Raw genomic sequence first — 26,555 nt, forward strand, 5'->3', positions numbered from 1 at the left:
ATGTAAGTGACGGAACAAGATGATCTTTATGGCCCCTTGCTTCAACCTAGGGGCCCCGCGTATCGGGACAGTCAGGTCGATCAGCGATATTCCCATTATTACGATCCGATCGATGAATCGCCGGGCCGCTTGGCAGGCAACTCCCACATCCACGGAGACGCTAGCCCTGAAGTACAGGCAGGGGCCATGGATGCGTTGGTGGCTGCGGCCCAACGTGCTGGTCTCGATAACCATCAGACGGCATACGTATTGGCGATGTCGAGATTTGAATCGGGTTTCAATCCAGATGCCGCAGCAGGCCCTACCTCTGCCTACGGCGTGGGGCAGTTTGTTAAGAACACGGGCCGTGCTTATGGGATTCCTGACGAACAGCGCGGCGACATGACGCGACAGGCGGAAGCGCTCGTCGCATACTATAAGGACAACGCTTCCCGTGCCAGCCGACGTGGCGAAAGCGAAGAGTATATTTACGCTTACCATCACGATGGCGCCCGCGCGAGCCCCGAAGCCTTAGCCCTTTCGCGCGAACACGTCATGCCGTTTATTCCTGCATTCGAGCGCTTCGTGGAGCGCCATGAGCAAGAGCACGGCCGCCTTCCTCCCGATTCCGGCTTCTATGAGCGGACGCACACACCGCAAGTTCGGGGACAAGCCGCATCGAGCGCGCTCCGCCAGGGCTCACATGGGCAATCGGTTGCTGATCTTCAAACCCAGCTAGCTCAATTGGGTTATCACGATTCCCATGGGCATCTTCTTGTTGCCGACGGACACTTCGGCCCAGGCACCCTTGCTGCAGTAGAAGCGTTTCAGCGCGATCACGCACTGACTTCCGATGGCGTTGTTGGATCTCGGACGCGCGACGCGATCGCCGATGCGCTCGTCCAGCCAGTCTCAGTGTCACTGGACCAGCCCGCGCACGCGGATCATGCGCTCTATATGCAGGTTCGTAGCCACGTCTATCGACTCGATCAGGAGATGGGCCGTACGTCCGACGCGCACAGCGACAATCTTGCCGCAGGCCTGACGGTGGCGGCGCGGCAAGACGGGTTGCTCAGGATCGACCAGATCGCTCTGTCCGAAGACGGCTCGCGTTTGTGGGGCGCACAGCGACCTCCTGGTGTAAGGGATCATTTCTACGATCAGTTCACGAGCGTATCCACACAGGCCGCGATGACGCCTGTAGCAGAGACAAGCGCCATGTGGCCGCAAGCCATGGAGAGGTTTGGCCACCTGCAGGCAGAGCAACAGGCACAGCAGCCGGCTCAGGCCCAGGATCAAGCTCAGCCAGCCCATTCACCAGCGCTTACTCGCTGAATAATTCACTATGTCCGAATAGCCGGGCGGGGCGAAGCAATTGCTTCGCCCGCCGGCACCGCGACCGCAAGGGCGAAGTTCCGCGATGCGCGCGAGCCAATGCGCGCACGCATCACACTTCCGCCGGGGCAACCACTCGCGGGAAAACCAGCCGCACGCGAGTACCTTCGCCTAACTGCGACTGCACTTCCACCGAGCCGCTGGCCTGGCGCATCAGGCCCAATACCTGCGCCATGCCGAGGCCAGTGCCCTGGCCGGCGGGTTTGGTGGTGAAGAACGGCTGGAACAATCGTTCCTTCACCTCATCGGGCATGCCGGGGCCATTGTCGGCTACTTCGGCAAACACGTAGTCGCCCTCGGGCAGCACGAGGGATGCCTGTTCGGCGTCCACGTGTTCCGCGCCAAACGTAATGCGGATGGTGCCGTTGCCCTCGCAAGCATCGCGTGCGTTGACGCAGAGGTTCATCAAACCCTGCTGGATCGAATGCGCGTCGGCGAACACCGCTAGTGGGCCGGCGCCCGCATCCATCTCCAGGCGCATACCGCGTCCGAGGGTGCCTGCCATCATCGGCACGATATCGGCCATGACGGCCACCAGATCAAGGTGACTTGGCACGTACGGATGCACACGGGTGAAGGCGAGCAAGCGCTGCGACATGACCGACGCATGCCGGGCCGCATCCAGCGCGAAACCTGCGAATTTGCCCTGCTGCGGCGTGAGGTCATCCATGGCCACCAGCGCATCGAGTGCCGAGATCACCGTCTGCAGATTGTTGTTGAAGTCGTGCGACAGGCCCGCGACCAACTGGCCGACGGCTTCGCCCTTCTGCGCTTGCTGGGCCACCCGCTCGGCGGCGAACTGGGCAAGGGCCGCGAGGTCCAGGCGGTCGTGCAAATCCGCGTTCTCCCGATCGCTGGCGGTCACGGCGCGTTCGGCGATAGCCAGCTCATCACGCAACCCCGTTTCACGACGGACACCGCTGGCGATCGTGGATTGCGCCGCGGCCAGGCGCTCACGCAGGGTCGTGTTGATGGCATCGAGCGATGCTTCGAGCTGCACCCGCTCGGTGATCTCACGGCTGACCGTGCCTATCGCCTCGACCGAGGCATCGGGCTTCGTCAGCGGCCCGACCGAAACAGACCACCAGCGACGCTGCGCGTCGGCGCCTTCCGTAGCAGCGACGAACCGAGTGGTACGCCCGGTGGCTGCGGCCGCCACGGCATCGGCGACTGTCTGCTGAAATTCCTTCGGCCACAGCGCAGACCAAGGGCGGCCAATGACGGCCGAGGCATTCGGAAGACGCAGCAATATCACCCCGGGCGCATTCACGGCGGTGATCTGGCCGGCCAGGTCCAGTTGCATGACGCAATCCTGGGCAATGTCCATGAGTTGCTGCTGTTGGGCGAACGTCTGCGGCAAGCGGGCTCCCGTGCCCATGGGCTCGTACGGTTGAGCGGGCCTTGGCCGGAGCCGAGGGACGGCACGAAGGATAAATAATATCCGTGCAGCGACCGTCAACGCGTGTTCTTGACGTGCCCTTCACATTTCTGGCCGCCCAGGTTTAGGAAGCCAGCTTTCACTACGCCGCGCGACTCCGCCTGTAGCCGCCCCCACACCTCCAGTTCGTCGGCTCGGCGCGATGCCTCTCCGACCTTGCATCGGATAGCACGGAGCACATCGTAGTGGCCTGCGACCGGCGGCCCCTACCCTTTCGGGGCCTGGTCGAGCAGGCTTTGTACCGTCAGATCGTCTTCGAAGTCAGGCAGATCTGCCCCGATGGAGATGCCCCATTTCTCTTCAAGGCTCATCGTCACCTCGACGTAGCTGAGAGCATCAAGGCCCAGACCGGAAAGATTGTCCGACGGCGAAAGCGTTTCGAGCGTCGTTTCCGCGTGCACGTTAATCGCATCGCGTATGTCGTTAAGTGCATCGGCCTGCTTCATCGCCATCTCCTTTGGCTAGGGGAGCCTGAACTTAGCCCATAAGGGGCCTCCTTGCAGGAAAACTTCGGCACTTATGTGGCACGGGCTGCTTAATCCGTTAATCCGCCTCACATTTGTTCCCGCATGCCTGCACCCCACGTCCCATGCAACGTCTCTTTGTTGGGGATCGTGGGGCAACTGTAGTGGCAGATGCCATGTTGGAGGCTGGGCGTCGACGCCAACATGATCTGCCAGAACGCAGGCAATGACCTATTTTGGACGACTAGCGCCCCACCATCTTCATCAGATGCTCGGGATAGCGATCACCCGTAATCGCGATATCCGCCGCCGCGATTTCAATGCGCTCCAGGTCCGATGCCGTGAGTTCAACAGCGGCCGCGCCATTGTTTTCTTCCAGGCGGTGCAGCTTGGTCGTACCGGGAATCGGCACGATCCACGGCTTACGCGACAGCAGCCAGGCCAGGGCCACCTGCGCAGGCGTCGCCTGTTTGTCGTGGGCGATGACTTTCAACAGGCTGACCAACGCTTCATTCGCCTGCATGGCATCGGCGGTGAAGCGCGGGAGGATCTTGCGGAAATCATTGTCGTTGAGCTGGGTTTCCTTGCTCATGGCGCCGGTGAGGAAGCCCTTGCCCAGCGGGCTGTAGGCAACCAGGCCGATGCCGAGTTCTTCGCAGGTGTCGAGAATGCCGTTTGTCTCCGGGCCGCGGGTCCACAGCGAGTATTCGTTCTGCAGGGCGGTCACCCGCTGCACGCCGTGTGCGCGGCGGACGGTTTCCGCCGAGGGTTCAGACAGGCCGAAGTGGCGCACCTTGCCTTCGTCGATCAGGTCCTTCACCGCGCCAGCCACGTCTTCGATCGGCACGTTCGGATCCACGCGGTGCTGGTAGAGCAGATCGATCGTCTCGATGCCCAGGCGCTTGAGCGAGGCCTCGGCCACCTTCTTGATGTGCTCGGGGCGGCTGTTCAGGCCGTTCTGCTTGCCGGTATCCGGATCGATCTCGAAGCCAAATTTCGTGGCGATCACCACCTCGTTGCGGATCGGGGCGAGCGCCTTGCCGACCACCAGCTCATTGGTGAACGGTCCATAGACCTCGGCCGTATCGAAGAAGGTGACGCCGCGCTCGTACGCAGCACGGATGAGGGCGATGGCCTCGGCTTCGGGGGTGACCGTGCCGTAGCCGAAGTTCAGGCCCATGCAGCCGAAGCCGATGGCGGAGACTTCGAGGCCGCTGGAACCCAGGGTGCGCTTTTGCATGATGTGTCTCGGTGGGATGGGGTCGAGGATCAATCTAAGGCCCCGGCCGCTCGTGAACTAGACGGCTCATTCCGCATGGGCTTATGAATCCTTGATATGAATGACCGGCCCCGGTGCTAGCATCATCCGCACCCATCCCCCGCCCGGTACCGCCCCGATGCGCAAGGATATTCAGGACATCATGGCTTTCATCGCCGTGGCCCGGGAACGCAGTTTCACGCGGGCCGCGGCCAGGATGGGCACCTCGCAATCGGCGCTGAGCCACACCATCCGCGGGCTGGAAAGCCGCCTGGGCGTACGCCTGCTCACCCGCACCACGCGGAGCGTGGCCCCTACCGAAGCGGGCGAACGGCTGTTGCAAACCGTCGCCCCACGCCTGGACGAGATCGAGGCGGAGATGGATGCCCTGGGCGAACTGCGCGAGAAACCCGCCGGCAGCCTGCGCATCACCACGGCCGAGCACGCGGCCAACACGATTATCTGGCCCGCCCTGGAACGCTTCCTTCCGCAGTACCCGGATATCTCCGTGGAAGTGGCGGTGAATTACGGGCTGGTGGATATCGTGGCCGAACGCTTCGATATCGGTATCCGGCTGGGCGAACAAGTGGCCCGCGACATGATCGCCGTGCCGATCGGCCCTGAGGTCCGAATGGCGGTCGTGGGCTCGCCTGCGTATTTCGCCAAGCGGAAGAAGCCAAAGACGATCGAAGATCTCCCCGACCACAACTGCATCAACCTGCGCCTGCCGACACACGGCGGCCTGATGCAATGGGATTTTGAGAAGGACGGCCGCGAGGTGAAGGTGCGCGTGGAAGGCCAGGTCACCGCCACCAGCGGCACCCAGGTGATGGATGCCGCATTACGTGGGCTTGGATTGGGCTGGGTGCCGGAAGATATGGTGCTTGGCCACATCGCGGATGGCACCCTGGTGCGCGTACTCGATAAGTGGTGCCAGCCCTTTCCGGGTTATCACCTCTATTACCCGAACCGTCGGCAGGGGGCGCCCGCGTTGACAGCATTGGTAGAGGCATTGCGGTATCGTGCGCCGACCGGGAGGGCTTCACGATGACGATTACGATCACGTGCTTTGAAAAATCACCCGACGGCGGCAAGGGCCTGGCGCGCGACACGCGCGTACGCTGGGCGCTGGAGGAAGTGGGCCAGCGCTACGAAGTACGTGGGGTGCCCTTCCCCGCGCTGAAGGAGGCCGAGCATCTGGCGCGGCATCCCTTCGGGCAGATTCCCGTGTTCGAGGAAGGCGACCTGACGTTGTTCGAGTCGGGCGCCATCATTCTTTATCTCGCTGAGCGGTACGGCGGTGACCTGCTCCCGCCGGATGCACACGCCCGCTCGCGCGCCATCATGTGGATGTTCGCCGCGCTTAACTCGGTTGAGAACCCCATCCTCGATCTTCAGACGGCAAGGTTTGCCGAAGGCGATAAGCCGTGGGCGGCCGAGCGCATGCCGCTGGTAGTAGAACGGATCAAACAGCGGCTCGCGCAATTGCAGGAGCGGCTGGGCGATTCGGAATGGCTGGATGGTGATTTCAGCGTGGGTGACCTGGTGATGATTTCGGTGCTGCAACGGCTGAAACCCTCGGGGATCATCAATGAATTCCCGAAGCTTGCCGCGTATGTAGCGCGCGGTGAAGCGCGGCCCGCTTTCAAGCGGGCGTTTGCTGACCAGCTGGCCTATAACACGCGTTCGTAGTGGATTCGTGAGGCCTAGGGCCGCGCCTCTAAGACAATGTTGAACGGCGTTTCGGCCGCCCTCCGGAAGCGGCTGAAGCCGCCCGCATCGACTACGACTTTACGCAGTCGCGCTTCACCTGCCTGCGCGCCGAGCGCCGGCCCATGCTTCGCCAGCGACACGGGCACGCAAATCATCGACGAGGCAGCGTAGTACACCCGCCCCACTGCATGCAGGTTCTCGGCGGTGCTATTGCCAGCGAAGGGTTCGACGATCATGCAGGTGCCGTCGTCCTTTAGCGCACTACGCGCGTGACGCGCAGCGCCGTCCGGATCGGCCATGTCGTGCAGGCAATCGAAGAAGGCAATGAGGTCGAAATCCTTGCCCTTGTAAGTAGCGGCATCGGCTTGTTCGAACGTCACATTAGCGACGCCCGCCGCCTTGGCCCTCTCCCGCGCGGTATCGATCGATGGCCCGTGGTAGTCGTATCCAACGAATTGCGAAGCCGGGAACGCCTTCGCCATCAGCACGGTACTCGCGCCATGACCGCAGCCGATATCAGCGACTTTGCCACCACGCGATAGCCGATCCACCACGCCATCGAGCGCGGGAAGCCACTCACTCACCAGGTGCGAGTTGTACCCCCCGCGGAAGAACCGCTCCACACCGTGGAACAGACAAGGATGGTGCTCCCCCCACTCCATGCCGTTGCCGCTGATGAAGTTGTCGCGCACCCGTGGATAGGTGTGGAACAGCGCCCGGGCGATTTCATAGGCCCCAGGGAGATCCACGGGCCCGGCAGGATCGGCGAGACAGGCGGCCTGCTCTTCAGTCAGATGGTACTTGCCCGTCGCGGCATCGAAGTCGACATACCCACCAGCCGCCTGGTTACCCAACCATTCGCGCATGTATCGCTCGTTGGTGCCGCAGCGGTTGGCGAGTTCGGCTGGGGTCAGCGACTCCTTGGCCAAGGCTTTGTAGAGCCCCAACTCGTCGCCCAGCAACACCAGCACCGCGCTATACGCCGCGCCCAGGTCGCCTACGGCCTTACCCAGGAACGCATTGAGTTTGTCTTCGTTGATGGGCATGGCCATGCCCTCCGCAACCGAGGGGTACGGCGAGGCAGTGCACTAGCGGTTCCGGCCGGCCGTGGGGCGCGGAAGGGCTTGGGGATTTTAGGCTCGCGAACGAGCGGGAACAATTTCCGCGTCAGGTAATTTCCTCCGCCAGAGGAGGTGGAAATTGCCCTATGCCGGCGCGCCCGCTGGCTCAACGTGTACTGATGCCGAGGAGCTATGAAGGACAGCCCGTGCTAGTTGGCTGAAGATGGCACCCAGCGCATCCATCCCAGGATTGCCGCCAGCGGACAGCATGCGATGGAGACTCTTCGGCGGCGTACCAGTCGCTTTAGCCAGGCCTTCGAAGCCAATGAGGCCATGGGTGAGATCGCGCATCAAGAGCCGCGCAGCCTCAGTCTCGCCGTTGACGAACATCGTGGTTGCCTCGTCCAAAAGCGCCCTGGCAAATGCCGGATCGCTCTGGATGCGCTTCGCGATGGTTTCGCGATAGTCGACCGTCAATACCATGGCGTTATGCCCTCTCACGTAGATGTTTGGATTCAACCCACAAACTGTTTCACCTCACTAGAACGACTCTTTTTCGCTCGGCTCGCTTCCGTAGTTTGTACTCAGTGACCAATCCACGCGCCAATGCAATCGCCTTGCTCTGATCGCTTTTGTCGCTGCCCGCCATGAGTAGAATCAGATCGTCGCCATCCTGATGCAGATAAATCCGCAGACCGGGCCCCCAATCGATTCGCCATTCGGTAAGACCCGCACCAAGCGTCTTGAGGCCCGACGTGTTTCCGGCGGCCAAGCGCGCCGTAACCGCAGCTACTTTGACCGCAGCGGCCGTTGCCAACGAGCTGAAAAATTGCCGGTAGTGGTTTCGACCATCCTTATCAACGAACTCTCGTACCCGTGGCATCGGACGTCCTCTTGTCATGCCACCAAAGGTACCGTATACGTTACCTTATAAGGATGCAAGGTTCGCGATAGGTCATGTCGGCCAACCACGTCGTGCCCTGTGGGTCTTCGATGACACCAATCCTCTCCCTGGCGAAAGAGTTTCGTACCGACTAACCCACCCGCGGCAACTGCCAGTGATAAACCACCGCCAGCATCCGCACGGCAAAACACACCACGCAGCCCAATGCCATGGCCAGCGCCGGTGACCAGCGTAGGCGCGTGCAGACGACCACCACCGCCGCACCCAGCAACGCCGCGGTGGCGTAAATATCGGCCATCAGAATCAGCGGCGTACGCGTCAGCAGCAGGTCGCGAATCACGCCGCCACCGCAGCCTGTGACCGCCCCCATCAGTACGGCGTTCACCGGTGTGATCTTGTAATCGAGCGCCTTTTCCGCGCCCGTGGCGGCGAAGATGGCCAAGCCCGCGGCATCCAGCGTGATCAGGAGCATGGGTGGGGCGGCAGCCACCTGGGTGTGGAAGGTGAAGGTGACCAGGCCCGCCGCAAACGCGAGAAGCGGATAGCGCCAGTCTTGAATGGCATTGGGCGGGGTCGCGCCAATGAGCAGATCGCGCACCACGCCGCCACCCAGCGCGACGATAAACGACAACACCAGCACGCCCAGCAGATCCAGCCCGGCGTGGATCGCCGCCATGGCACCTTCAATGGCGAACACCACCGTGCCAGCCAGGTCGCCCGCGAGGACGACGTGTTTGCGAACCATGCTGCCCTCGCCATGCCGTGTTGCACGCAGTGTAGGGCACGCGGGGCCGGCACGGCCTGTGGGGAGTGCTGGAGCCTATCTGGCCGCCTTGCTCATTTGGCCACCTCGATATCCCCCGGTTTCCAGCTCTGGTCGAAGAACGGCGGCAGCGGCCCATAGAAGCGCATCAGCACGAACCAGCCCTTCTGAGGCACCGTTTCGATCCAGTTCTTTGACTTGCCGGGCGGCCCCTTCGGCCCGAAGTAGATGTCGTAGGACCCATCGGCATTGGCCACCGGCCCGGTGTACTGGCTTACCGAGGGGAACGGCTGGTGGCTGCGCAGCAGGGATCGGCTTTGTGCATCGTAGACCACGATCGACCAGAAGTTTTTCACCGGAATGTTTGGCGGTATGTGCAACACGTAGTTCGTTGCGCCATCCAGGTAACGCCCCTGCGCATCACGCATGGTCCAGATGTACTGCGAACCCTGACCCACGGCCTTCGAGGTCATCGCGGGTGACATGCCGATGGCCGAGTACGAGAACGCCGCGCGGCGATCTTCATTGGGGTACCCCTGCGCATCCCAGGTCACGCTGCCGCCGATGAAGAGCTGCTCCCATTTTCTATCGGGATAGACAATGCGCGTCGCATCCTGCGAATCAAAGCCGTTGACGCGCGCGTAGGCGCTGCCGATCTGTGCCGCTTCGGCCAGCAGCTTGCGCTGCGCGTTATCGGGCGTGAAGGGCTTGCCGGACACCAGGCCGATGCTCGCCATCGCGAAGCGATCGGAAGGCGTGAACATCTCCGCCGGCTCATCCTGGATGATTTGCCCGAGATCGTCGAAGTACGTCGCCGTGTCCGGGAATATCGTGTCGATCTCCTTGCCCGAGCCATCGACGAAGGCCTGCGCTGGCGGATGGCCCGCATCGGCCAGTGCGTACACGCGTGCTTTCTTCATCAGCGCCACCGCGGCATCGGGCTTTCCTTCTTCAAGAAAGCCACGCACGGCGAACACGATGCGATATCCCGGTGAATGGCCGACGATGTAGCCCGGTGGGATGGTGCCGGCATACCCCGGCGGCACGATCAACAGCTTGCCGCCCTGCCCCTTGTCCACGCCCGTGGGCCCGATGCCGAAGATCTCCGTCTGGCGAATGTCGTTGACGCCGCCGAGCATCTTGGGTGGCACTTCGATAACGATGGGGCCCTTGCGCAGATCCATCGCGGCCAGCCCGTAGACGGTCTCGGTATTGCCCGTGAGCAGCAGGGTCTTCGCATCCATCAACCGCTCCCATATCACCAGCTGGTTGGGCTGCTTGCCGCCGGCCCCGGCGATGCCCTTCCACACCGCGTACCACGATACGGTGGGCATCTGGGCGATATAGACCTCGATAGCCCGGTTGCGCGTGATCACGTCGCGCACCTGCCGGCTGGTGTCGGCGGTCGGGTAGCCGTTCTTGAACTGGAACGTCCCGTATGGCGTCCTGGCCTGGTCGTTATTGAGCCAGCCGTGGCTCTCGGATGTCTGCGCGGCGGCACCGCCAGCGAAGGCGGCTACGAGGGTGGCCGTGAGAATCAACATGACCACGCGCAAGCGGTTCGAAGACATAAGGCACCCCAGCAGCAGGAAGCGTCGGGGCGGCGATGGCCCCGGCCGACAGGTGATGATGCCCACGCCGGGGGCCGGCCCAAGAAGCGAAAAGCTACCGGGCAAGCCTGCGTAGATTTACCAAGCCACCCTAGACCAAAGCCGACTTTGACCTGACGCAAATCCGTGGCACCCTCTCGCCCGCGCGGGTATCGCTCCATGATGGCCACCCGGCCCGGCGATCGCCCTGGGGGACAAGCGAATGGATGAGGCTGTGAAGCCCGGCGGGCAACCGTCGGCGCGTGGTTCTGTGCTGGCCCGGGAAAACACCCTTGCCGGGCCGCGGTTCAACCGCTGGCTGGTCCCCCCGGCCGCCCTGGCCATCCATCTGTGCATCGGCATGGCCTACGGGTTCTCGGTGTTCTGGCTGCCCATGACCAAGCTGGTGGCCGAGGCCAACCCGGCCATGTGCGCGCAGCTCGGCTTCTTCGAGCAGCTGTTCTCGTCCGGGTGCAACTGGACCGTCCCGGCGGTGAACCACATTTTTGAAACCTTCATCGCCATGCTCGGTATCTCGGCGGCGATCTGGGGTGCGTGGCTGGAACACGCCGGCCCGCGCAAGGCTGGCTTTATCGCCGCGCTGTGCTGGGGCGGTGGCTTGGTGGTCGGTGGCATCGGCGTGGCCATCCACCAGCTCTGGCTGGTGTACCTGGGGGCCGGCGTGCTCGGCGGCATCGGCCAGGGGCTCGGGTACATCACGCCCGTCTCCACGCTGATCAAGTGGTTCCCGGACCGGCGCGGCCTGGCTACCGGTTTCGCCATCATGGGGTATGGCGGCGGCGCCCTCGTGGGTGCCCCGCTGGCCGTTTCGCTGATGCAGCGGTTCTCGCACGACGGTGTGCCGGGTGTATCGACCACGCTGATCGTGATGGGTGTGATCTACCTGGTCGTGATGACTGCCGGTGCCTTCGGTTTCCGCGTGCCGCCTTCGGGTTGGCGCCCGCTGGGCTGGACCCCGCCGGCTGAATCCACGAACAAGCTGATCACCCACCGCCACGTGCACCTCAACCGCGCGTGGAAAACGCCGCAGTTCTGGCTGATCTGGGTGGTGCTGTGCATGAACGTCACGGCCGGCATCGGCGTGCTCTCCATGGCCAGCCCCATGTTCCAGGATGTGTTCGGCGGGAAGTTGCTGGGGCTGGATGCCTCTGTGGAACTGAGCACAGAGCAGAAGGCGGCCATCGCAGCCTCCGCTGCCGGATTGGTTGGCCTGATCAGCCTGTTCAACAGCCTGGGCCGCATTTTCTGGGCATCGCTGTCGGACTTCATGGGACGCAAGGTCACCTACTTCGTGTTCTTCGCATTGGGTATCGCCCTGTACTGCACGCTGCCCACGCTGGGGCACGCGGGCCTTGCGGCGATGTTCGTGCTGGCCGTGTGCATCATCCTTTCCATGTATGGCGGTGGCTTTGCGACCGTGCCCGCATACCTCTCGGATCTGTTCGGCACACAGATGGTCGGCGCGATCCACGGCCGCCTGCTCACCGCGTGGTCGGTGGCGGGCGTGGCGGGCCCATTCCTTATCGCCGCGGTGCGCCAGGCCCAGCTCGATGCGGGCGTGGCCAAGAACCTCGTCTACGACCGCACGCTATACATCCTCGCCATCCTTCTGCTGGTCGGCATGGTCTGCAACCTGCTGGTGAAGCCGGTGAAGGAAAGCGACCTGATGACCGACGCCGAACTCGCGCACGAGAAATCGCTGCAACGCGAATCCGCAGCCGTGTCGGCGGGGGCGCAGGATGCCGCACGTGGCTCGTTCGGCATCGTCGGCCTGGTGGCCTGGGCGCTGGTGGGGATTCCATTCCTGATCGGCGTGTGGATTGCGGTGGGTAAGGCGGCGGCGTTGTTCTAAACCATTACACGGCGATTCGTCGCCTTTTGTAGGAGCGCGCTTGCGCGCGATTCACGGTGCCGCAAGCACGCTCCTACACACGTACGGAGGGAACGAACGCAGTGTTCCGTGACAGGAGCGCAGGCCTCTACGCGCCCTTTCTGACATCCGCGACCCAGCGTGCGATGTCCTCACCGGTGAGCTTCCGGCCGGGCGGATGCAAGGTCCACGCCTCCTTCAAGGCCAACAGGCGCCCGTGGCGATCGACGATCCCCACCGTGGGAAACCGCTGGATGTTCGCCTTCTCGTAAAACGTGACCGCATCAGGGACGATTTCCCAGGTCAGCCCGAACTGCTTCTGGTACGCAGGCATCTGCGCCACGGAGTCATACGTGATGCTCAGCGCGCCGGTTTCCGGGTGCGCGGCGTGGAAGGCGTTGAGTGCGGGAATATCTGCGATGCACCCCGTGCAGTCATAGAAGAAATCGATAACGGTCAGGTCGTGATCAAAAGCACGGGAGGTGACCGTGCGACCGCGGCTCGACGTCAGCGAAAACGCAGGCAACGCTTCGCCGATCACCAGGTTGCTTACCTCGACCTTGGGCGGTGGCGTGGCCTGCGCCAGCGTCATGACCGCAACACCGCTACCGTTGGCGGGCTTGCAGCTCGAAGCCAGACCCCTGTGCATCCCTGCCATGAAGGTGTTCTCGTCGATCACCTTACCGGCCTGGTCACGAAAGACGATTTTTGGACTGGTGGTATCGCCGCAGATCTGGCGGAGCGTGGCGAGAGTAAGAGGCGGTTGGGGCGCGGTGGCGCCCGAGGTAGCAGCGTCGGCGGCGCTGCCGACTGCGAAAAGCACGAAAACAGCACTAAGCCACTTCATGGCATTCCTCCGTTGCGGATCGTCCGTTGAGCCTTGCGCGGGACTGAAGGTACGGCCAGCACCCATCGCGTGCAAGCACGCTCCTACAAGGGGGTGTTGCCGGGTGGGGGACGGGCTCTGGCGCCAAGGCCCCGCAAGGCGGGGTGGCCGCCTTGCGGGGGCACCCCGCGGAAACGAGGTGCAAATACGGCGCATCGGTGGATTCCCTGTAGCACCCCCACCCTACGGTCTATACTCCGGGCCGGGGACCCCCAGAATTGGGGGTAAGAGGATCGTCTGGGGCACGGAAGTGAACGTATCCAACCGTATTGGCCTGCATCCCGCCCTGGTCGTGGATGATGACCCGGCCACACAACAGCGCCTGGCCCGGTTGCTTAGCGGGCATGCCGGCACGGATTCCACCATCGCCTTCGCCAGCAGCGTGGACGAAGCGTTGCAGCAGCTCAGCGAGAGCTATCCCGCCGTTGCCCTGGTCGACATGGGCCTGCCCGATGCCAGCGGTATTGAACTCGTCGCCTGGTTGAACGAGCACCGCCCGCAAACCCTTACGGTAGTCGTATCCGCTTACGGCGATGCCGCGACCGTGGTCCAGGCCCTGCAGGCAGGTGCCGTGGGTTACCTGCTGAAGGAACGTGACGACGAGGAGCTCGACCTGGCCCTGCGCAGCATCCAGCACGGGGGCGCACCGATCGATCCCTCCGTCGCGCGGCACATCCTTGCACTGGTCGTGAACAAGGCCACCGACACGCCGGATGCCGCCGCAGGCGCCGATGCTGCCCTCACCCCGCGCGAAACCGAAATCCTGCAGCTGGTGGAACGCGGCATGGGCAATCGCGATATCGCCGAGCATACCGGCCTCTCCCGGCACACGATCGAGGGCTACACCAAGGCCATCTATCGCAAGCTGGCGGTGCGTTCGCGCACAGCGGCGATCTTCGAGGCGCGATCGCGCGGCTTGCTGTGCTGAGCGCGCGCATGGCCCGCTCGCTTCAGGTGCTCGTCGCCCTGTGGCTGAGCGCATGGCTGCTGCCCGCGGCCGCCGCACAAGCCACGAGCACCAGCGTGGTCACCCTGACCCAGGCCCAGGTCGCGCAGGGCACCCCGGATTCCACTACACCGCCCGCGGACGGCTGGCTGGATGTACCGCTCATGGATTACTGGGACCTGCGCTGGCCCGAGCACAACGGCGTGGTCTGGTACCGCCTGCACTGGCACCAGGATGACAACGCATCGCCCATCGGCCTGCTGGTGAGCTATGCCTGCATGGCCCAGGCCGTGTACGTCAACGGCAGCCTGGTCTATGCCGACAGCAACCTCACCGAGCCCCTGTCGCGCAGCTGGATTCGCCCGCACTACTTCCTGATCGACCAGCCGCTGCTGCACAAGGGCGATAACGAGATATGGATCCGGGTCTCCGGCATCGTGGCCTACCAGCCAGGGCTGGGTGCGGTGAGTGTCGGGTCCCCACGTGCGGTGCAGGCGCTTTATCGCTCCGAGCTGTTCTGGCGCTACGGCCTGCATCTCTTCAGCCAGGCCATCGATGCCGTGTTCTGCGGCCTGTTCCTGATCCTGTGGCTGCTACGCCGCAAGGACACCGCCTTCGGCTGGTACGCGCTCACCTCGCTCATCTCGCTTTGCTACAACGCCAACTTCATCGCCGACAGCACTTGGCCCTTCGCCAGTACCGATGCATGGCAGGCGTTCATCCTTTCGGCCTTCGTGGCGAACGCCAGCGTGTACTGCGTGTTCCTGCTGCGCTTCTGCGAGCGGCGCTGGCGGTGGACCGAGTACGCGCTGCTCGGCGTGGCCCTGGCGCAGATCGCATGGGCCATCGCCTCGCCGCATAGCGCAGGCGTGAATCGTGGCCTGGGCTTCGTCGTCGGCAGCCTTATCAACCTGGCGGCCACCGTGTGGTTCATCGGCTTTGCCGTGCAGGAGCGGCGCTGGGATCTGCGTGTGCTGGCGGCGTGCCTGGTGATTCCCTGCGCCGCAGGTGTGCACGATTTCCTCGCACTGTTCGGCATCACCCACAGCGACAACTACCTGCTTGCCGTGACCGCTCCGCTGTCGCTGATCGGCATGGGTTTCGCCCTCGCATTCCGCTTCGCCGCCGCCATGCGCCGGGTGGAAGGGTTCAATGCCGAACTCCGCCATGAAGTGGATGAAGCGACGGACAAGCTGCGTGCCACGCTCTCGCGCGAACACCAGCTAAACCTCACGCACACGCGCACGAGCGAGCGGCTGAATCTGGTCCGCGACATCCATGATGGCTTTGGTGGCAGCCTGCTCAACACCATCACCGTGCTGGAGATGTCGCCACACTCGGAAGAACAGCAGCACGCCGTCGCGGCCCTGAAGGAACTGCGCGACGACCTGCGCCTGGTGATCGACACCTCCGCGCACGACCACGACACCGACCTTCCCGGCCTGCTCGCCCCGCTACGCCACCGCTGGAGCACGCGGCTGGAGATCGCCGGCATGGAAGACCTCTGGGCCTTCGCACGGTTGGAAGGCATCCACCCCATCCCCGGTCATGCACTCGATCTGCTGCGTTTCCTGCAGGAACTGCTGACCAATGTGCTGAAGCACAGCAACGCGGAACACGTGGAAATCGTGGTCGAACGCCGGGACGAGCGGCGTCTTCTGGTCGGCGTGCGCGATGACGGCCGCGGTTTCGAGATCAACGACCCCATGCTCCATCGCGGTGCGGGCTTGAACAGCCTGCGCAGCCGCGCCATACGCCTGGGCGGCGAACTGACCGTGGAAAGCCGGCTTGGGCGCGGGGCATGGGTTGGCATGGTGGTGTCGATGGCCGGGTGGCAGCAGCGCCCGGTGGGCGACGAATCTTCCGCGCACGCATCCCCGGCCAGCACCACGATCGCACCCGCGTAACGGGTGCCGGATAACCCTCCGGCACCGCGATCCACGCCTAGTGCTTCGCGATCGGCAACACCTTCTCGCGCAGCACCTTGTACTCCGCATCCACGACATCCTGGTTCGGATCGTGGCCGGCATGCTCCAGCAGCACAAAGCCCTTCGCGGGTGCGTGGATGCTGTCGAAGTACTTCTTTGCCAGTTCCGGCGGCGCCAGCATGTCGTGGGCGCCTTCGATCAGGTACACCGGCATGGCGAAGTCGGTTCCGAGCTTCGGCAGGTCCACCTGTGACAGCATGCCATCGCCATGTAGGCCCACGAAGTTGAGGAAGGAGTAATCCTCCCCCGCTTCGTAATCGGCCTCGGCCTTGGGCGTGGTGTATTCCGGGGCCTTGCCCCAGTTTGCCGGCGGCGGTGTCGTGACCTTCGCTTCGTATTTGCGGATGATCTTGCGCACCTTGCCGAAGCTGCGCGGATCGGTCCACGGTGGCGTGCCCACCTGCTTCAGCACCGCGAGCGAGGCCTCATCGTTATCGCGGGTCGCGATCGCCGTCAGTTCCTTGTAGCTGGCAGCTTGGGCCTCGACGGAGTTCACCACCTGCGAGGTACCCACGTACGCGTAGTACAGCTCCGGGTGCGCCTTCGCCATGTACACGGCCAGGATCGAGCCCCACGAGCTGCCCCACAGGATGACCTTGCGCTTGCCGAATCGCTTTGCGAGGTAAGCGGCCAGTTCATTGCCGTCCTGGGCCATCCGCTCGATGGTCAGCTTTTCATCCTCGGCCGGCGGGCTGCGGCCGTAGGTCATGCCCGCACCACGCTGGTCCCACTGCACCACGATGAAGTCGCGCTCGCCGGCGCTGTAGACGCTGTCGGAAATGGCGCTCAGCGGGTTACCCGGGCCACCGCTGATGAAGAACAGCACCGGACTGGCGCAGCTATCGCCCTTGGCGGTCACCCATTGCTCGATGCCACCGATCTTCACGAAGCCGGATTCATCGACCTTGCCCGGCTTGCCCTTGCAGGCGGGTGACAACGAGACAGCGGCTGGCGAATCGGGGGCCGGCGCATCGGTCGCCCCAGCTGCGGGATGCGACACGGTAGCGGCCAGCACGAAGGCCAACATCGAAAGACGGATCATGATTTCCCCTGGAGTGGCGCGTTGCCTCGCGCAACATAGCAGTTGCGCAGGGGCCCGCACAGCCATGACGGATGACACACCTGTGTCACGGGAATGAAGCGGAAGGCAGAGGCGTTAGCGACCGTCCACATCGGTTTCGGTGCCCCTATACCTTCGGTTGGAAAAAGGACGATCCAGCCCACAAAACAGCCGATTCGTCCATTCTTCCAATGCGATTGGTACAAGAAGGCCTCTTGCTGCACTCGCAACAATCTCATCGCACTCACTTCCCCGACGATGAGAAGAACCATGACGAACAACGTGCTTTCGCAGTCCGCTTACAGCGCCGTGATCAATCTTCCGGCCGACAAGATCGATATCGCCGAGTGGCTGTTCAGCCTGCCCAGCGATGAATACAAGCGCTGCTGCCCGCCCGACCACATCGCCGCCGGCGCCACGTGGACCGATGATGGCCGCCGCATGTCGATCAACGTGGAACAGATCGGCAAGGGCCTGGTGATCCAGCAGTACATCGCGGAAGTCGCCGAGCCAAACCACTGCAAGATGGTCTCGCTCTCCGATGTGTTCGCACCGCAGGGCCGCAGCCGCGTACAGGTGATCTGGGATCTTTCGGTCGAGCCGATCGATGACAAGAGCTGCAAGTACACCAACGCCGTGGTGTCGTCCGCGCCGGAAGAGTACCTGGCATGGCTGAAGGAACACGGCATGACCATCGAAGAAGCCGCCGCTGCACGCCAGTCCGCCTCCAGCGACCATAACAGCCGGGAAACCCCGCTGTTTGCTGCCAGCATCGAGCGCCGCGCCCGCGCTAACGGCGCGAAGTAAGCGCCTCGGCACCACCGCGGACTGCCGCGGTGGCGCCTCGTTTCGCACCTATCAATCCGTCAGGGGCCCCAGCGTGGCCGCGGCGATCGCCGATGCCGTGATGGCCCCCGGAAACCCTACGTAGAACGCCAGGTGCGTGATCAGCCCGGAAAGCTCACGCTTCGTTACGCCGTTTTCCACGGCGCGGCGCAAATGGGCTGGCAACTCGTTCGCATGACCGCCAGCGATAAGCGCCGCGACCGTCGCGATGGAACGATCGCGCTTTGCCAGGTCCGTATCCGGCCACACCTTCGAGAACAACGGCTCTTCGACAAAGCCGGTGAGTTTCGGGGTGAACGCGCGCGCCGCTTCACGCGGGCTGCTGAAATCAATCGTCGTCATGGTGTGTGCCTCAAGCCTGGCTGATGAATTTGTTGGTGAGGTAGAACTCGATGCCTTCGGCGCCGCCTTCGGAACCGTGCCCGCTGTCCTTCATGCCGCCAAACGGTAGTTCGGTGGCGATGATTCGGTATTGGTTGATTCCGATCATGCCGGCGTCGAGGCCGTCGCCCACATCGATGGCCGTGCGCGCATCGCGGGTGAAGGCGTACGCCGAGAGGCCGTACGGCAGGCGATTCGCTTCTTCCAGGCCATCCTTCAATGTATCGAACGGGCGCAGGATCGCGATGGGACCGAAGGGTTCTTCCTGCATGACGCGCGCGTCCATCGGTACATCGGCGAGCACGGTCGGTTCGAAGAAGAACCCGGGGCCAGCAACGCGCTTGCCGCCAACCAGCACCCTGGCGCCGCGCTCCACCGCATCGGCGACGAGCTGCTCCATCTTTTCCAGTTGGCGAACGTTGGCGAGCGGGCCGACCTGGGTACCTTCGACCAGGCCATTGCCTACCTTGAGCTTGCGGGCAGCCTCTACGAAGTAGCGCGTGAAGGTTTCATACGCCTCGCGCTGGATAAGAAAGCGCGTGGACGAGATGCACACCTGGCCTGTCCCGCGGAACCGATTGGCGACACCGCCGACGGCCGCGGCTTCGATATCCGCATCGTTGAACACGAGTACCGGGCCGTGCCCACCGAGTTCCAGGGTGATGGGTTTAACGCCCTCCGCCGCGCGTGCCGAAAGCAAACGGCCCACGGGCACGGAGCCTGTGAAGGTCACCTTGCGAATGACCGGCGAGGCGATGAGCTGCTTCGAGACCTGGTCAGGCACACCGAAGACGACCTGCAATACGCCCCGCGGCAGGCCGGCATCATCCAGCGCCCGAGCCAGCGCGAGGGCTGTGCCGGGGGATTCTTCACCCGGCTTGATGATGACCGGGCACCCGGCCGCCAACGCCGCAGCGAGCTTGCGGGCCGGCGTGATGGCCGGGAAGTTCCACGGCGTGAAGGCGGCGACGGGGCCGATGGCCTGGCGCTTAACCAACTGCTGCACGCCCGGGCGATTGGCGGGTACCACGCGGCCATCGATGCGGCGTGCCTCTTCCGCAAACCATTCGAAATACTCGCCGGCGCGGTCCACTTCATCCAGCGCCTCGCTCAGCGGCTTGCCTTCTTCCAGCGTGAGCGTGCGGGCGATCTGCGAGGCCCGTGCCCGAATAAGGCTGCCGGCGCGGCGCAGGATCGTGGCGCGCACATCGGGGAAGGTGTTGCGCCAGGTGGTGGCTACGGCGTTGGCAGTGGCCAGGGCACGGTCGAGATCGGCCTCGGTAGCGAGCGGCACACGGCCGAGCACGCTGCCATCGGCGGGGTTGATCACGGGGGCGGTGTCGCGGTCGACAGCCGGCAGCCATTCGCCGCCGATAAAGAGAAACAGGGGATCGTACGCAACGTTCATGGGCTTTTTCCTCGGGAGGCGGGGCGTCTCCGTCATGGGAAAAAGGCTAAGGGCGGCCCTTCTGGTTGATAATCCATCCATTGCCGTCAACGGCTTTGCGCAGGGTGCATAGATGCAGTCGGAGCGATTCGCTGAATTCCTGGGCGTGTTTGCCGATGTGGCGCGCGAAGGCAGTTTCTCGGGCGCGGCACGGCGCCGCGGCATGCAGCCGTCCTCGGTATCGCGGCAGATCGACATGCTGGAAGCCCAGGTGGGCACGGCCCTGTTCCTGCGCTCGACCCGGCTGCTGACGCTCACCGATGCCGGCGAAGCCCTGCTTGTACGTGCACGACGGATTTTGGATGAGCTCGCCGATGCACAGCAGGAGATCGCATCGATCGGTGGCGAGATCGGTGGCGTATTCCGGCTGGCGTGTTTTCCGACGTTCGGGAAGCGCTACGTCGTGCCGGTGATGGCGGCGTTGTCGGCACGGTATCCCGCGTTGCGCTTCGAACTCGACCTCACGGAACGGCTCGCCGATCCGGTGGCGGAACGGCTGGATCTGGTGATCCGCATTGGCGAGCTAGCGGATAGCGTCTTGATCGCGACACGGCTGGCGACGCAGCAACGGATTCTCTGTGCGCATCCGGGTTACTTCGCTGAACGACCAAGGCCGGCATCGCCGGACGATCTGGCCGAGTGCTGTCTTATCGACAAGATGCACGGTAACGATCTGCTCGGCTGGGCGGAGGTACTGGGGCATCCGGTCGGCTACGCCGGGCGGCGGCCCGGCTTTGCCTGCGATGATTTCGAGGCGATGCGCTTGGCCGCGCTGGGCGGCTTGGGTGTCGCCTACCTGCCGGATTGGATAGTGGGTGACGATGTGAACCGCGGTGATCTTGTCGAAGTGACGCTGGGCGGCCGACGCAAGCGCGCGGAAACGGGGATCTTTGCGCTGCGGGCGTTGGCGCAGCCTTCGGCTACCGTGCGTTTGGTACTGGATCAACTCAAAGCAGCGATTGGTGCGCCACCTTGTTGGGCAGTGGCACCCTACACAAAAGGGAATGCGACGTGAGGGGAATGACATGGGCACGCCTGGTCGCCGTTTCATGGCTGGCCACAGCAGCACTGGCCGCGGCGGCCGGGGCGGCCGACGCCACTGAGCCTCCCGTCATCACGGATCCTGTCTACACCGCACCGGTGCGCCTGGTCGATGTCGGCGGTGGCCGGCGCATCAACCTCTACTGCCGCGGCACGGGCTCGCCGGCCGTCATCTTTGACTCAGGGCTGAGCGATTCGACGATTGCCTGGGCACGGGTGCAACCGGTGATCAGCGAGACGAACATGACCTGTTCGTACGACCGCGCGGGGCTCGGCTTCAGCGATGCCGCCACGCGGCCAGGTACGCCGCGCAACGACGTCGATGATATTCACAAGGCGCTGCGGATCGCGGGCGTGCGGCCGCCTTACGTCGTGGTGGGCCATTCCTCGGGGGGAAGGGCTGTCCGTGTGTTTGCCGACCGCTACCGCAGCGAAGTCGTGGGCATGGTGTTGGTCGACCCATCACACGAGGATCAGGATCGCCGCCTTCAGGCGCTCGACAAGGCCGAGGGGCATGTACGTCCGAAGCCGGCAGCGGATGAAGTCAACTGCGTCGATGCGGCGAAGAGCGGCACCATCCCCACGGATTCACCGGCATATGCGACGTGCGTGGGCGAACCCGATGCGCGCTTCAGCGAGGCGATTAACGCGGCGAACATGCGTATTGCCGCTACGCTCGCCTATCAGCAGGCGGTGGCGTCGGAATACCAGACCTTCCCACGCGAAGGCGCCGAGCAGACCCGTGCGACGCGCCGCGATTTTGGCGACATGCCCTTGATCGTGCTCGATGCACCGTATACACGCCTCAAACGGTTTACCCAGGCACAGTACGACGCACGCTCCGCCATGAAGGACCAGATGCACCGCGAGCTCGCTGCCATGTCGTCGCGGGGCAGTATCGAGTACGTCGCCAACACCAGCCACCTGATCCCGTTCGACCGACCCGAGGTGGTAATCGATGCCATCCGGCGTGTTCTGGCGGGGGACAATTGAGATAGATTTTCTTCGCGACACAGGAACAAATTCTCGTTTGCCGCCGCCCTGCCCGGTTGGAAACAATGCCGTATTCATTCACTGCATTGGGTACACCGGTATGGCACGCGAATTTGAAGGCAAGAAGCTGCTGGTCGTCGGCGGCACGAGCGGCATGGGCCTGGCGACGGCGCGGATGGTCGCCTCGCAAGGCGGTTCGGTGGTCGTGCTTGGCCAGCGCGCCAACAAGGCCGAGGAGGCCCTGCGCGAACTGACGGCACTGGGCGACGCCTCGGTCCTGGTCGCCGACCTGGCCAGCGATGCCGGCCTGTCCACGGCACTGCAGGCGATCGACGCGGGGCATGGCGATATCGACCTGCTCGTGAACGCCGCAGGCGTGTTCGCGCCCAAGCCCTTCCTGGAGCACACGGCGGCGGACTATGAGCGCTACATGCAGCTCAACAAGGCATCGTTCTTCATCACCCAGAAGGTCGCGGCGAACCTCGTGGCACGCGACCGCCCGGGTGCCATCGTCAATATCGGATCCATGTGGGCGCACCAGGCCATCGCTGCCACGCCCTCATCGGCCTACTCCATGGCCAAGGCCGGCCTGCACGCCCTCACCCAACATGCCGCCATGGAACTCGCCCCCAAGGGCATTCGCGTGAATGCCGTGGCGCCAGCCGTGGTGCATACACCGATCTACGAAGGCTTCATCCCGAAGGAGCAGGTGCACGAGGCGCTGCACGGCTTCAACGCCTTCCACCCGATCGGTCGCGTTGGCACGCCGCAGGATGTCGCCGAGGTCGTCGCGTTCCTGCTCTCGGATCGCGCCTCGTGGGTCACCGGGGCGATCTGGGATGTGGATGGCGGTGTGATGGCCGGTCGCAACTGACCGGCACGGTGGGGCGGCGCTTAACGCGTCGCCTCACGATGCAGCCATTCGCGGAACGCCACCAGCTTCGGCAACGAGGCGCTGTCCGCGCGATACACCACGTAGTAAGCCAACGGTGAGGCGAATTCCACCGTGGGGCACAACCGGATTAACCGGCCACTCGCCACGTCATCGCTGGCCATCACGCTGCGCGCCAGCGCCACGCCCTGGCCATCGATCGCTGCCTGCAATACGGCAGCCGAATTGTTGATCTGCAGGCCGCGCGACACATCCGCGCCCTTCACGCCTGCCTGTTCGAACCACGCCGCCCACGATGGGAAGCCGGCATGCGTATCCACGGATAGATCGTGGATCAAGGTCGCCGACGCCAGGCTCGCAGGCGTCGCCGTATGTCCATGTGCTTCAAGCCAACGCGGCGAGCACACCGGGTACACCAGTTCATCCATCAGTTTCTCGGCGACCAGACCCGGCCAGCTCCCGCGGCCGTAACGGACGCCGATATCGATCCCTTGTTCGTCGAAATCGACCAGGCGGTGGTTGGTATCCAGGCGTACGTCGGTTTCCGCGCACTCCTCGCGGAACCGCTCCAGACGCGGCAAGAGCCATTTCGCCGCAAACGCCGGACTAACCGTCACGGTAAGCACACCGCTGCGGCCACCCTGCCGCAGGCGGCTAAGGCCTACGGTCAGCCGATCGAAGCCCGCGCGAATCTCCGGTAACGCACGCTCCGCGGCCTCGGTGGGCACCAGGCGAAGTTTTCCTTTCGGTGTGCGGTGAAACAAGGGCACCCCAAGCCAGTCTTCCAGGCCGCGTACCAGTTGCCCGATGGCAGCTGGCGTGACGTGCAATTCCGCAGCCGCCGCCGCAAAGCTCTGAAGCCTTGCCGCCGCTTCGAAAGCCCGGAGGGCGTTGAGGTAGACCGGGGACTTCATCGCGAAGGTTTTCTATCGAGGTACGAAAGAATATCCCGTTTGAGCGCCAGCACGGCAAGTCCCACCATGGTCTCCAGCAACACCACTCCCCGCCGCCCGAGCAACACCACTGGCCCCTGGCCGGTGCGGTTCCCTTCGGCCCGGCATTCCGACCGACGTTTCAACGACGAGACACGAAGCCATGGCATACCTGCAAATCACCCTGAAGATTGACCCCGCGCATCGGCCCGCCGCCGCGGGCGTGTACGAGAAGTACAAAGCCGAGTTCCTCACCACGATCGTGGGTGCGCAAAGCAAGACCTTGCTGATTCGTGACGAAGACGTACAAGTCCTGCATGGCTTTGATACGGCCCGTAACGCGGCTGCCTACCTCGGCAGTGCCCTCTTCACGCGCGATGTGGTCAACGCCCTTAAACCGCTTCTGGCCGACGCACCCGACGTGCGCGTCTACGACGCCGCCTGAAGGAACCGACCGATGCTCAACGATTGGAAGACCTACCGCGAAGCCCTGCACACAACGGTCGGCGCCTTCGCCGCGCTCAACCCCGATGCCATGCGCGGGCTCGGCATGATCTCCGGTGCAGCCGCCCACGGCACCCTGGGGCCGAAGATCCACGAACTCATCGCACTCGCGGTGGCCATCACAACCCGTTGTGATGGTTGCATCGCCACGCACGCGAAACTCGCGGCCGATCACGGCGCCACTCGCGAAGAGATCGCGGAGGTTCTTGGCACCGCCATCGCGCTGAATGCCGGTGCAGCCCTGACATATACCGCGCGCGCACTCGATGCATTCGACGCGTTCCGCCCGGAATGAGCCCGACCTACCGCGCCCTGCAAGTCACGCCCTCGGGCGCGCTTGAGTTCGTCACCCGCAGGCGCCCCACGCCGCCCGCGGGTGAAGTGCTGATCCAGGTCGAGGCGTGTGGCATGTGTGGTGCGGATCTCGCTGACATCCGCGTTGCAGCCAGCACGCCTGGCTCAACGCGCGTGCCCGGGCACGAGGTGGTCGGGCGCATCATCGACATCGGCTCAGGCGTCGCGCCTATCTGGGCAGTAGGCCAGCGGGTGGGCGTGGGGCGACTGGCCGGCCATTGCGGGCACTGCCGTGTGTGCGGTGAGGGACAGTTCCACCTGTGCCCTCACCAGGCCTTCGTGGGTTCATCGCGTGACGGCGGCTACGCGGAACTCATGCTGGCACGCGGCACCGGCCTGGTGTCGATCCCGACTGCGCTCGATCCCGTCGAGGCTGCGCCGATTCTCTGTGCTGGTGTGGCGACCCTCAACGCGTTGCGAAAGTCCAATGCCCAGCCCTCGGATACCGTTGCCATCCTCGGGATTGGCGGGCTGGGGCATATGGCGATCCAGTATGCCAACCGCATGGGTTTCCGTGTCGTCGCCATGGGTCGCGGCACGGCAAAAGCCGTAGATGCCGAGCGGCTTGGTGCACACGCGTATATCGATACGGCCCACGGCGATGGACCGGCGCGGCTGAGTGCGCTCGGCGGTGCGCAGTGCATTATCTCTACCGTGGCCGACGCACAACTCACGGCATCGTTCGTCGCCGGCCTTGCACCAGGCGGTCGATTGATCCTTCTCGCCGCAGGCCGTGAGGCCATGCCGATGGCTGGCGGCCCCTTGGTGATTGCGGAACGTTCCGTCCACGGCTCACTCACCGGTACACCGCGGGACATCGAGCGGGCGCTTGCGTTCAGCGAGCTGACGCAGCGCTTGCCGATGGTCGAGTGCTATCCCCTCGCCGACGCCAATGCCGCGATCGCAAAGCTCAGCGCCGGAGAAGCGCGTTTTCGGCTTGTACTCACACCCTCCCCTTGCAAAGGCCCCGCACCCGGCATACAGTGAACCACATGGTTCACTATCAAGCCCGCCTCGACGCCACCTTCGCCGCCCTCTCCGATGTCACCCGGCGCGGGGTGCTGGAGCAGCTGGGGCGGGCGGATGCCTCGGTGTCCGACCTTGCCCAGCGTTTCCAGATGACCCTGACGGGCATGAAGAAACACGTCAGTGTCCTGGAGGATGCCGGCCTGGTCACGACGGAAAAGGTGGGGCGTGTACGGACCTGCCGGCTGGGTGAGCGCCGCCTCGAAGAGGAGGCGGCCTGGATCGAGAAGCACCGCGAACTCTGGAGCGCACGCTTTGATGCGCTGGATGCCGTTGTCGAACAGTTGAAACGCGAGGAGAAGGCACATGCCCCACGGAAACGAAGGTAGTACCGCCGTCAAGAACCGCACCAACGTAGAGGCCAGGGGCGACCGCGAGCTCGTCGTGACGCGAACGTTCGATGCACCGCTGCATCTGGTCTTCAAGGCGTGGAGCACGCCCGATTTGTTCAAGCAGTGGTGGGTGCCGAAATCCGCGGGCATGACCATGGTGTCGTGCGAGATGGACATCCGCACCGGTGGCGGCTATCGCCTCACCTTCAGCCATCCGCAGTTCGATCAGCCGATGACCTTCTTCGGCACCTACAAGGAAGTCACGCCGAACCAGCGCATGGTCTGGACCAACGAAGAAGGCCCCGATGGTGCCCTGACCACGGTGAGCTTCGAAGCGCGCGGCGGCAAGACGTTCGTCACGCTGCATGAGCTCTACCCCACCACGGCAGCCCGCGACGAAGCCATCACCGGTTCGGCCGAAGGCCTGCCGGAACAGTTCGCCCAGTTGGACGAACTGCTCGCTGCCTGATCG

At 63.9% G+C, this 26,555-nt stretch carries 28 protein-coding genes; 15 read left to right on the plus strand and 13 right to left on the minus strand.

Annotated elements, in window-relative coordinates:
- Positions 1 to 6 precede the first annotated feature (6 nt).
- Complete coding sequence (locus L2Y97_RS18680) at positions 7 to 1,314, plus strand: XVIPCD domain-containing protein (protein ID WP_247429631.1); 1,308 nt, start codon at positions 7 to 9, stop codon at positions 1,312 to 1,314.
- 112 nt (positions 1,315 to 1,426) lie between these two features.
- Here L2Y97_RS18680 and L2Y97_RS18685 read toward each other — a convergent pair whose 3' ends face one another.
- The 3 genes from L2Y97_RS18685 to L2Y97_RS18695 all read right to left on the minus strand — a co-directional run bounded on the left by L2Y97_RS18685 (position 1,427) and on the right by L2Y97_RS18695 (position 4,516).
- A complete protein-coding gene (locus tag L2Y97_RS18685) occupies positions 1,427 to 2,734 on the minus strand; it encodes a two-component system sensor histidine kinase NtrB (protein ID WP_247429633.1) in 1,308 nt (435 codons plus the stop codon).
- 284 nt (positions 2,735 to 3,018) lie between these two features.
- Complete coding sequence (locus L2Y97_RS18690; protein WP_247429635.1) at positions 3,019 to 3,258, minus strand: phosphopantetheine-binding protein; 240 nt, start codon at positions 3,256 to 3,258, stop codon at positions 3,019 to 3,021.
- 262 nt (positions 3,259 to 3,520) lie between these two features.
- Complete coding sequence (locus L2Y97_RS18695) at positions 3,521 to 4,516, minus strand: aldo/keto reductase (RefSeq protein WP_247429637.1); 996 nt, start codon at positions 4,514 to 4,516, stop codon at positions 3,521 to 3,523.
- Positions 4,517 to 4,673: 157 nt separating this feature from the next.
- Here L2Y97_RS18695 and L2Y97_RS18700 point away from each other — a divergent pair, with 157 nt between their 5' ends.
- Positions 4,674 to 5,585 carry a LysR family transcriptional regulator gene (locus tag L2Y97_RS18700; RefSeq protein WP_247429639.1) on the plus strand — a complete coding sequence of 304 codons (912 nt, stop codon included), beginning with the start codon at positions 4,674 to 4,676 and terminating at the stop codon, positions 5,583 to 5,585.
- Positions 5,582 to 6,226 (plus strand): glutathione S-transferase family protein, encoded by a 645-nt coding sequence (locus tag L2Y97_RS18705; RefSeq protein ID WP_247429641.1) that lies wholly within the window; start codon positions 5,582 to 5,584, stop codon positions 6,224 to 6,226. Before L2Y97_RS18700 ends, L2Y97_RS18705 begins: the two co-directional genes overlap by 4 nt.
- Before the next feature lie 14 nt (positions 6,227 to 6,240).
- Here L2Y97_RS18705 and L2Y97_RS18710 read toward each other — a convergent pair whose 3' ends face one another.
- The 5 genes from L2Y97_RS18710 to L2Y97_RS18730 form a co-directional block, all read right to left on the minus strand.
- Complete coding sequence (locus L2Y97_RS18710) at positions 6,241 to 7,293, minus strand: class I SAM-dependent methyltransferase (RefSeq protein ID WP_247429643.1); 1,053 nt, start codon at positions 7,291 to 7,293, stop codon at positions 6,241 to 6,243.
- A gap of 159 nt (positions 7,294 to 7,452) precedes the next feature.
- Positions 7,453 to 7,791 carry a helix-turn-helix domain-containing transcriptional regulator gene (locus L2Y97_RS18715; protein WP_247429644.1) on the minus strand — a complete coding sequence of 113 codons (339 nt, stop codon included), beginning with the start codon at positions 7,789 to 7,791 and terminating at the stop codon, positions 7,453 to 7,455.
- Between the two features lie 49 nt (positions 7,792 to 7,840).
- Positions 7,841 to 8,191 carry a type II toxin-antitoxin system RelE/ParE family toxin gene (locus tag L2Y97_RS18720; RefSeq protein ID WP_247429646.1) on the minus strand — a complete coding sequence of 117 codons (351 nt, stop codon included), beginning with the start codon at positions 8,189 to 8,191 and terminating at the stop codon, positions 7,841 to 7,843.
- A 151-nt stretch (positions 8,192 to 8,342) separates the two neighbouring features.
- On the minus strand, positions 8,343 to 8,957 hold the full coding sequence (locus L2Y97_RS18725) for a trimeric intracellular cation channel family protein (RefSeq protein ID WP_247429649.1): 615 nt from the start codon (positions 8,955 to 8,957) through the stop codon (positions 8,343 to 8,345).
- A gap of 92 nt (positions 8,958 to 9,049) precedes the next feature.
- The gene (locus L2Y97_RS18730; protein ID WP_247429652.1) at positions 9,050 to 10,546 is read right to left on the minus strand and encodes a DUF1254 domain-containing protein; all 1,497 of its coding nucleotides are present in this window, start codon (positions 10,544 to 10,546) and stop codon (positions 9,050 to 9,052) included.
- 241 nt (positions 10,547 to 10,787) lie between these two features.
- On the opposite strand from L2Y97_RS18730, the gene L2Y97_RS18735 reads away from it, so the two are divergent.
- Positions 10,788 to 12,437, plus strand: coding sequence for an OFA family MFS transporter (locus L2Y97_RS18735; RefSeq protein ID WP_247429654.1), 1,650 nt, complete (start codon positions 10,788 to 10,790; stop codon positions 12,435 to 12,437).
- A 127-nt stretch (positions 12,438 to 12,564) separates the two neighbouring features.
- Here the strand turns inward: L2Y97_RS18735 and L2Y97_RS18740 are convergent, their stop codons facing one another.
- Positions 12,565 to 13,302 carry a TlpA family protein disulfide reductase gene (locus tag L2Y97_RS18740; protein ID WP_247429656.1) on the minus strand — a complete coding sequence of 246 codons (738 nt, stop codon included), beginning with the start codon at positions 13,300 to 13,302 and terminating at the stop codon, positions 12,565 to 12,567.
- Between the two features lie 289 nt (positions 13,303 to 13,591).
- Here L2Y97_RS18740 and L2Y97_RS18745 point away from each other — a divergent pair, with 289 nt between their 5' ends.
- Positions 13,592 to 14,269, plus strand: a complete 678-nt coding sequence (locus tag L2Y97_RS18745; RefSeq protein ID WP_247429658.1) for a response regulator transcription factor — start codon at positions 13,592 to 13,594, stop codon at positions 14,267 to 14,269.
- Positions 14,270 to 14,277: 8 nt separating this feature from the next.
- Entirely contained in the window at positions 14,278 to 16,194 is a 1,917-nt protein-coding gene (locus L2Y97_RS18750) for a sensor histidine kinase (RefSeq protein WP_247429660.1), read from the plus strand.
- Between the two features lie 37 nt (positions 16,195 to 16,231).
- On the opposite strand, the gene L2Y97_RS18755 is transcribed toward L2Y97_RS18750, so the two are convergent.
- A complete protein-coding gene (locus tag L2Y97_RS18755) occupies positions 16,232 to 17,317 on the minus strand; it encodes an alpha/beta fold hydrolase (RefSeq protein WP_247429662.1) in 1,086 nt (361 codons plus the stop codon).
- A gap of 288 nt (positions 17,318 to 17,605) precedes the next feature.
- Here L2Y97_RS18755 and L2Y97_RS18760 point away from each other — a divergent pair, with 288 nt between their 5' ends.
- On the plus strand, positions 17,606 to 18,142 hold the full coding sequence (locus tag L2Y97_RS18760) for a hypothetical protein (protein WP_247429664.1): 537 nt from the start codon (positions 17,606 to 17,608) through the stop codon (positions 18,140 to 18,142).
- Between the two features lie 51 nt (positions 18,143 to 18,193).
- Here L2Y97_RS18760 and L2Y97_RS18765 read toward each other — a convergent pair whose 3' ends face one another.
- Complete coding sequence (locus L2Y97_RS18765; RefSeq protein WP_247429666.1) at positions 18,194 to 18,523, minus strand: carboxymuconolactone decarboxylase family protein; 330 nt, start codon at positions 18,521 to 18,523, stop codon at positions 18,194 to 18,196.
- Between the two features lie 10 nt (positions 18,524 to 18,533).
- Complete coding sequence (locus L2Y97_RS18770) at positions 18,534 to 19,970, minus strand: NAD-dependent succinate-semialdehyde dehydrogenase (protein ID WP_247429668.1); 1,437 nt, start codon at positions 19,968 to 19,970, stop codon at positions 18,534 to 18,536.
- Positions 19,971 to 20,082: 112 nt separating this feature from the next.
- Between L2Y97_RS18770 and L2Y97_RS18775 the strand changes: the two genes are divergently transcribed.
- The 3 genes from L2Y97_RS18775 to L2Y97_RS18785 all read left to right on the plus strand — a co-directional run bounded on the left by L2Y97_RS18775 (position 20,083) and on the right by L2Y97_RS18785 (position 22,917).
- Positions 20,083 to 21,024, plus strand: a complete 942-nt coding sequence (locus L2Y97_RS18775) for a LysR family transcriptional regulator (RefSeq protein WP_247429671.1) — start codon at positions 20,083 to 20,085, stop codon at positions 21,022 to 21,024.
- A 5-nt stretch (positions 21,025 to 21,029) separates the two neighbouring features.
- Positions 21,030 to 22,043 carry an alpha/beta fold hydrolase gene (locus tag L2Y97_RS18780; protein WP_247436905.1) on the plus strand — a complete coding sequence of 338 codons (1,014 nt, stop codon included), beginning with the start codon at positions 21,030 to 21,032 and terminating at the stop codon, positions 22,041 to 22,043.
- A gap of 100 nt (positions 22,044 to 22,143) precedes the next feature.
- Positions 22,144 to 22,917 carry an SDR family NAD(P)-dependent oxidoreductase gene (locus L2Y97_RS18785; protein WP_247429673.1) on the plus strand — a complete coding sequence of 258 codons (774 nt, stop codon included), beginning with the start codon at positions 22,144 to 22,146 and terminating at the stop codon, positions 22,915 to 22,917.
- Positions 22,918 to 22,937: 20 nt separating this feature from the next.
- On the opposite strand, the gene gcvA is transcribed toward L2Y97_RS18785, so the two are convergent.
- Positions 22,938 to 23,849, minus strand: coding sequence for a transcriptional regulator GcvA (gcvA, locus tag L2Y97_RS18790; protein WP_247429675.1), 912 nt, complete (start codon positions 23,847 to 23,849; stop codon positions 22,938 to 22,940).
- 181 nt (positions 23,850 to 24,030) lie between these two features.
- Between gcvA and L2Y97_RS18795 the strand changes: the two genes are divergently transcribed.
- The 5 genes from L2Y97_RS18795 to L2Y97_RS18815 are packed head-to-tail and all read left to right on the plus strand — an operon-like array spanning position 24,031 to position 26,552.
- Entirely contained in the window at positions 24,031 to 24,312 is a 282-nt protein-coding gene (locus tag L2Y97_RS18795; RefSeq protein WP_247429677.1) for a hypothetical protein, read from the plus strand.
- A gap of 12 nt (positions 24,313 to 24,324) precedes the next feature.
- Entirely contained in the window at positions 24,325 to 24,666 is a 342-nt protein-coding gene (locus L2Y97_RS18800) for a carboxymuconolactone decarboxylase family protein (RefSeq protein WP_283248292.1), read from the plus strand.
- Complete coding sequence (locus L2Y97_RS18805; RefSeq protein WP_247429678.1) at positions 24,663 to 25,712, plus strand: alcohol dehydrogenase catalytic domain-containing protein; 1,050 nt, start codon at positions 24,663 to 24,665, stop codon at positions 25,710 to 25,712. The genes L2Y97_RS18800 and L2Y97_RS18805 overlap by 4 nt, the downstream gene beginning before the upstream one ends.
- A gap of 5 nt (positions 25,713 to 25,717) precedes the next feature.
- A complete protein-coding gene (locus L2Y97_RS18810) occupies positions 25,718 to 26,080 on the plus strand; it encodes an ArsR/SmtB family transcription factor (protein ID WP_247429680.1) in 363 nt (120 codons plus the stop codon).
- Positions 26,058 to 26,552 carry an SRPBCC family protein gene (locus L2Y97_RS18815; RefSeq protein WP_247429682.1) on the plus strand — a complete coding sequence of 165 codons (495 nt, stop codon included), beginning with the start codon at positions 26,058 to 26,060 and terminating at the stop codon, positions 26,550 to 26,552. The genes L2Y97_RS18810 and L2Y97_RS18815 overlap by 23 nt, the downstream gene beginning before the upstream one ends.
- Positions 26,553 to 26,555 lie beyond the last annotated feature (3 nt).

The sequence above is a fragment of the Luteibacter aegosomatissinici genome, assembly GCF_023078495.1.
Classification (GTDB): domain Bacteria; phylum Pseudomonadota; class Gammaproteobacteria; order Xanthomonadales; family Rhodanobacteraceae; genus Luteibacter; species Luteibacter aegosomatissinici.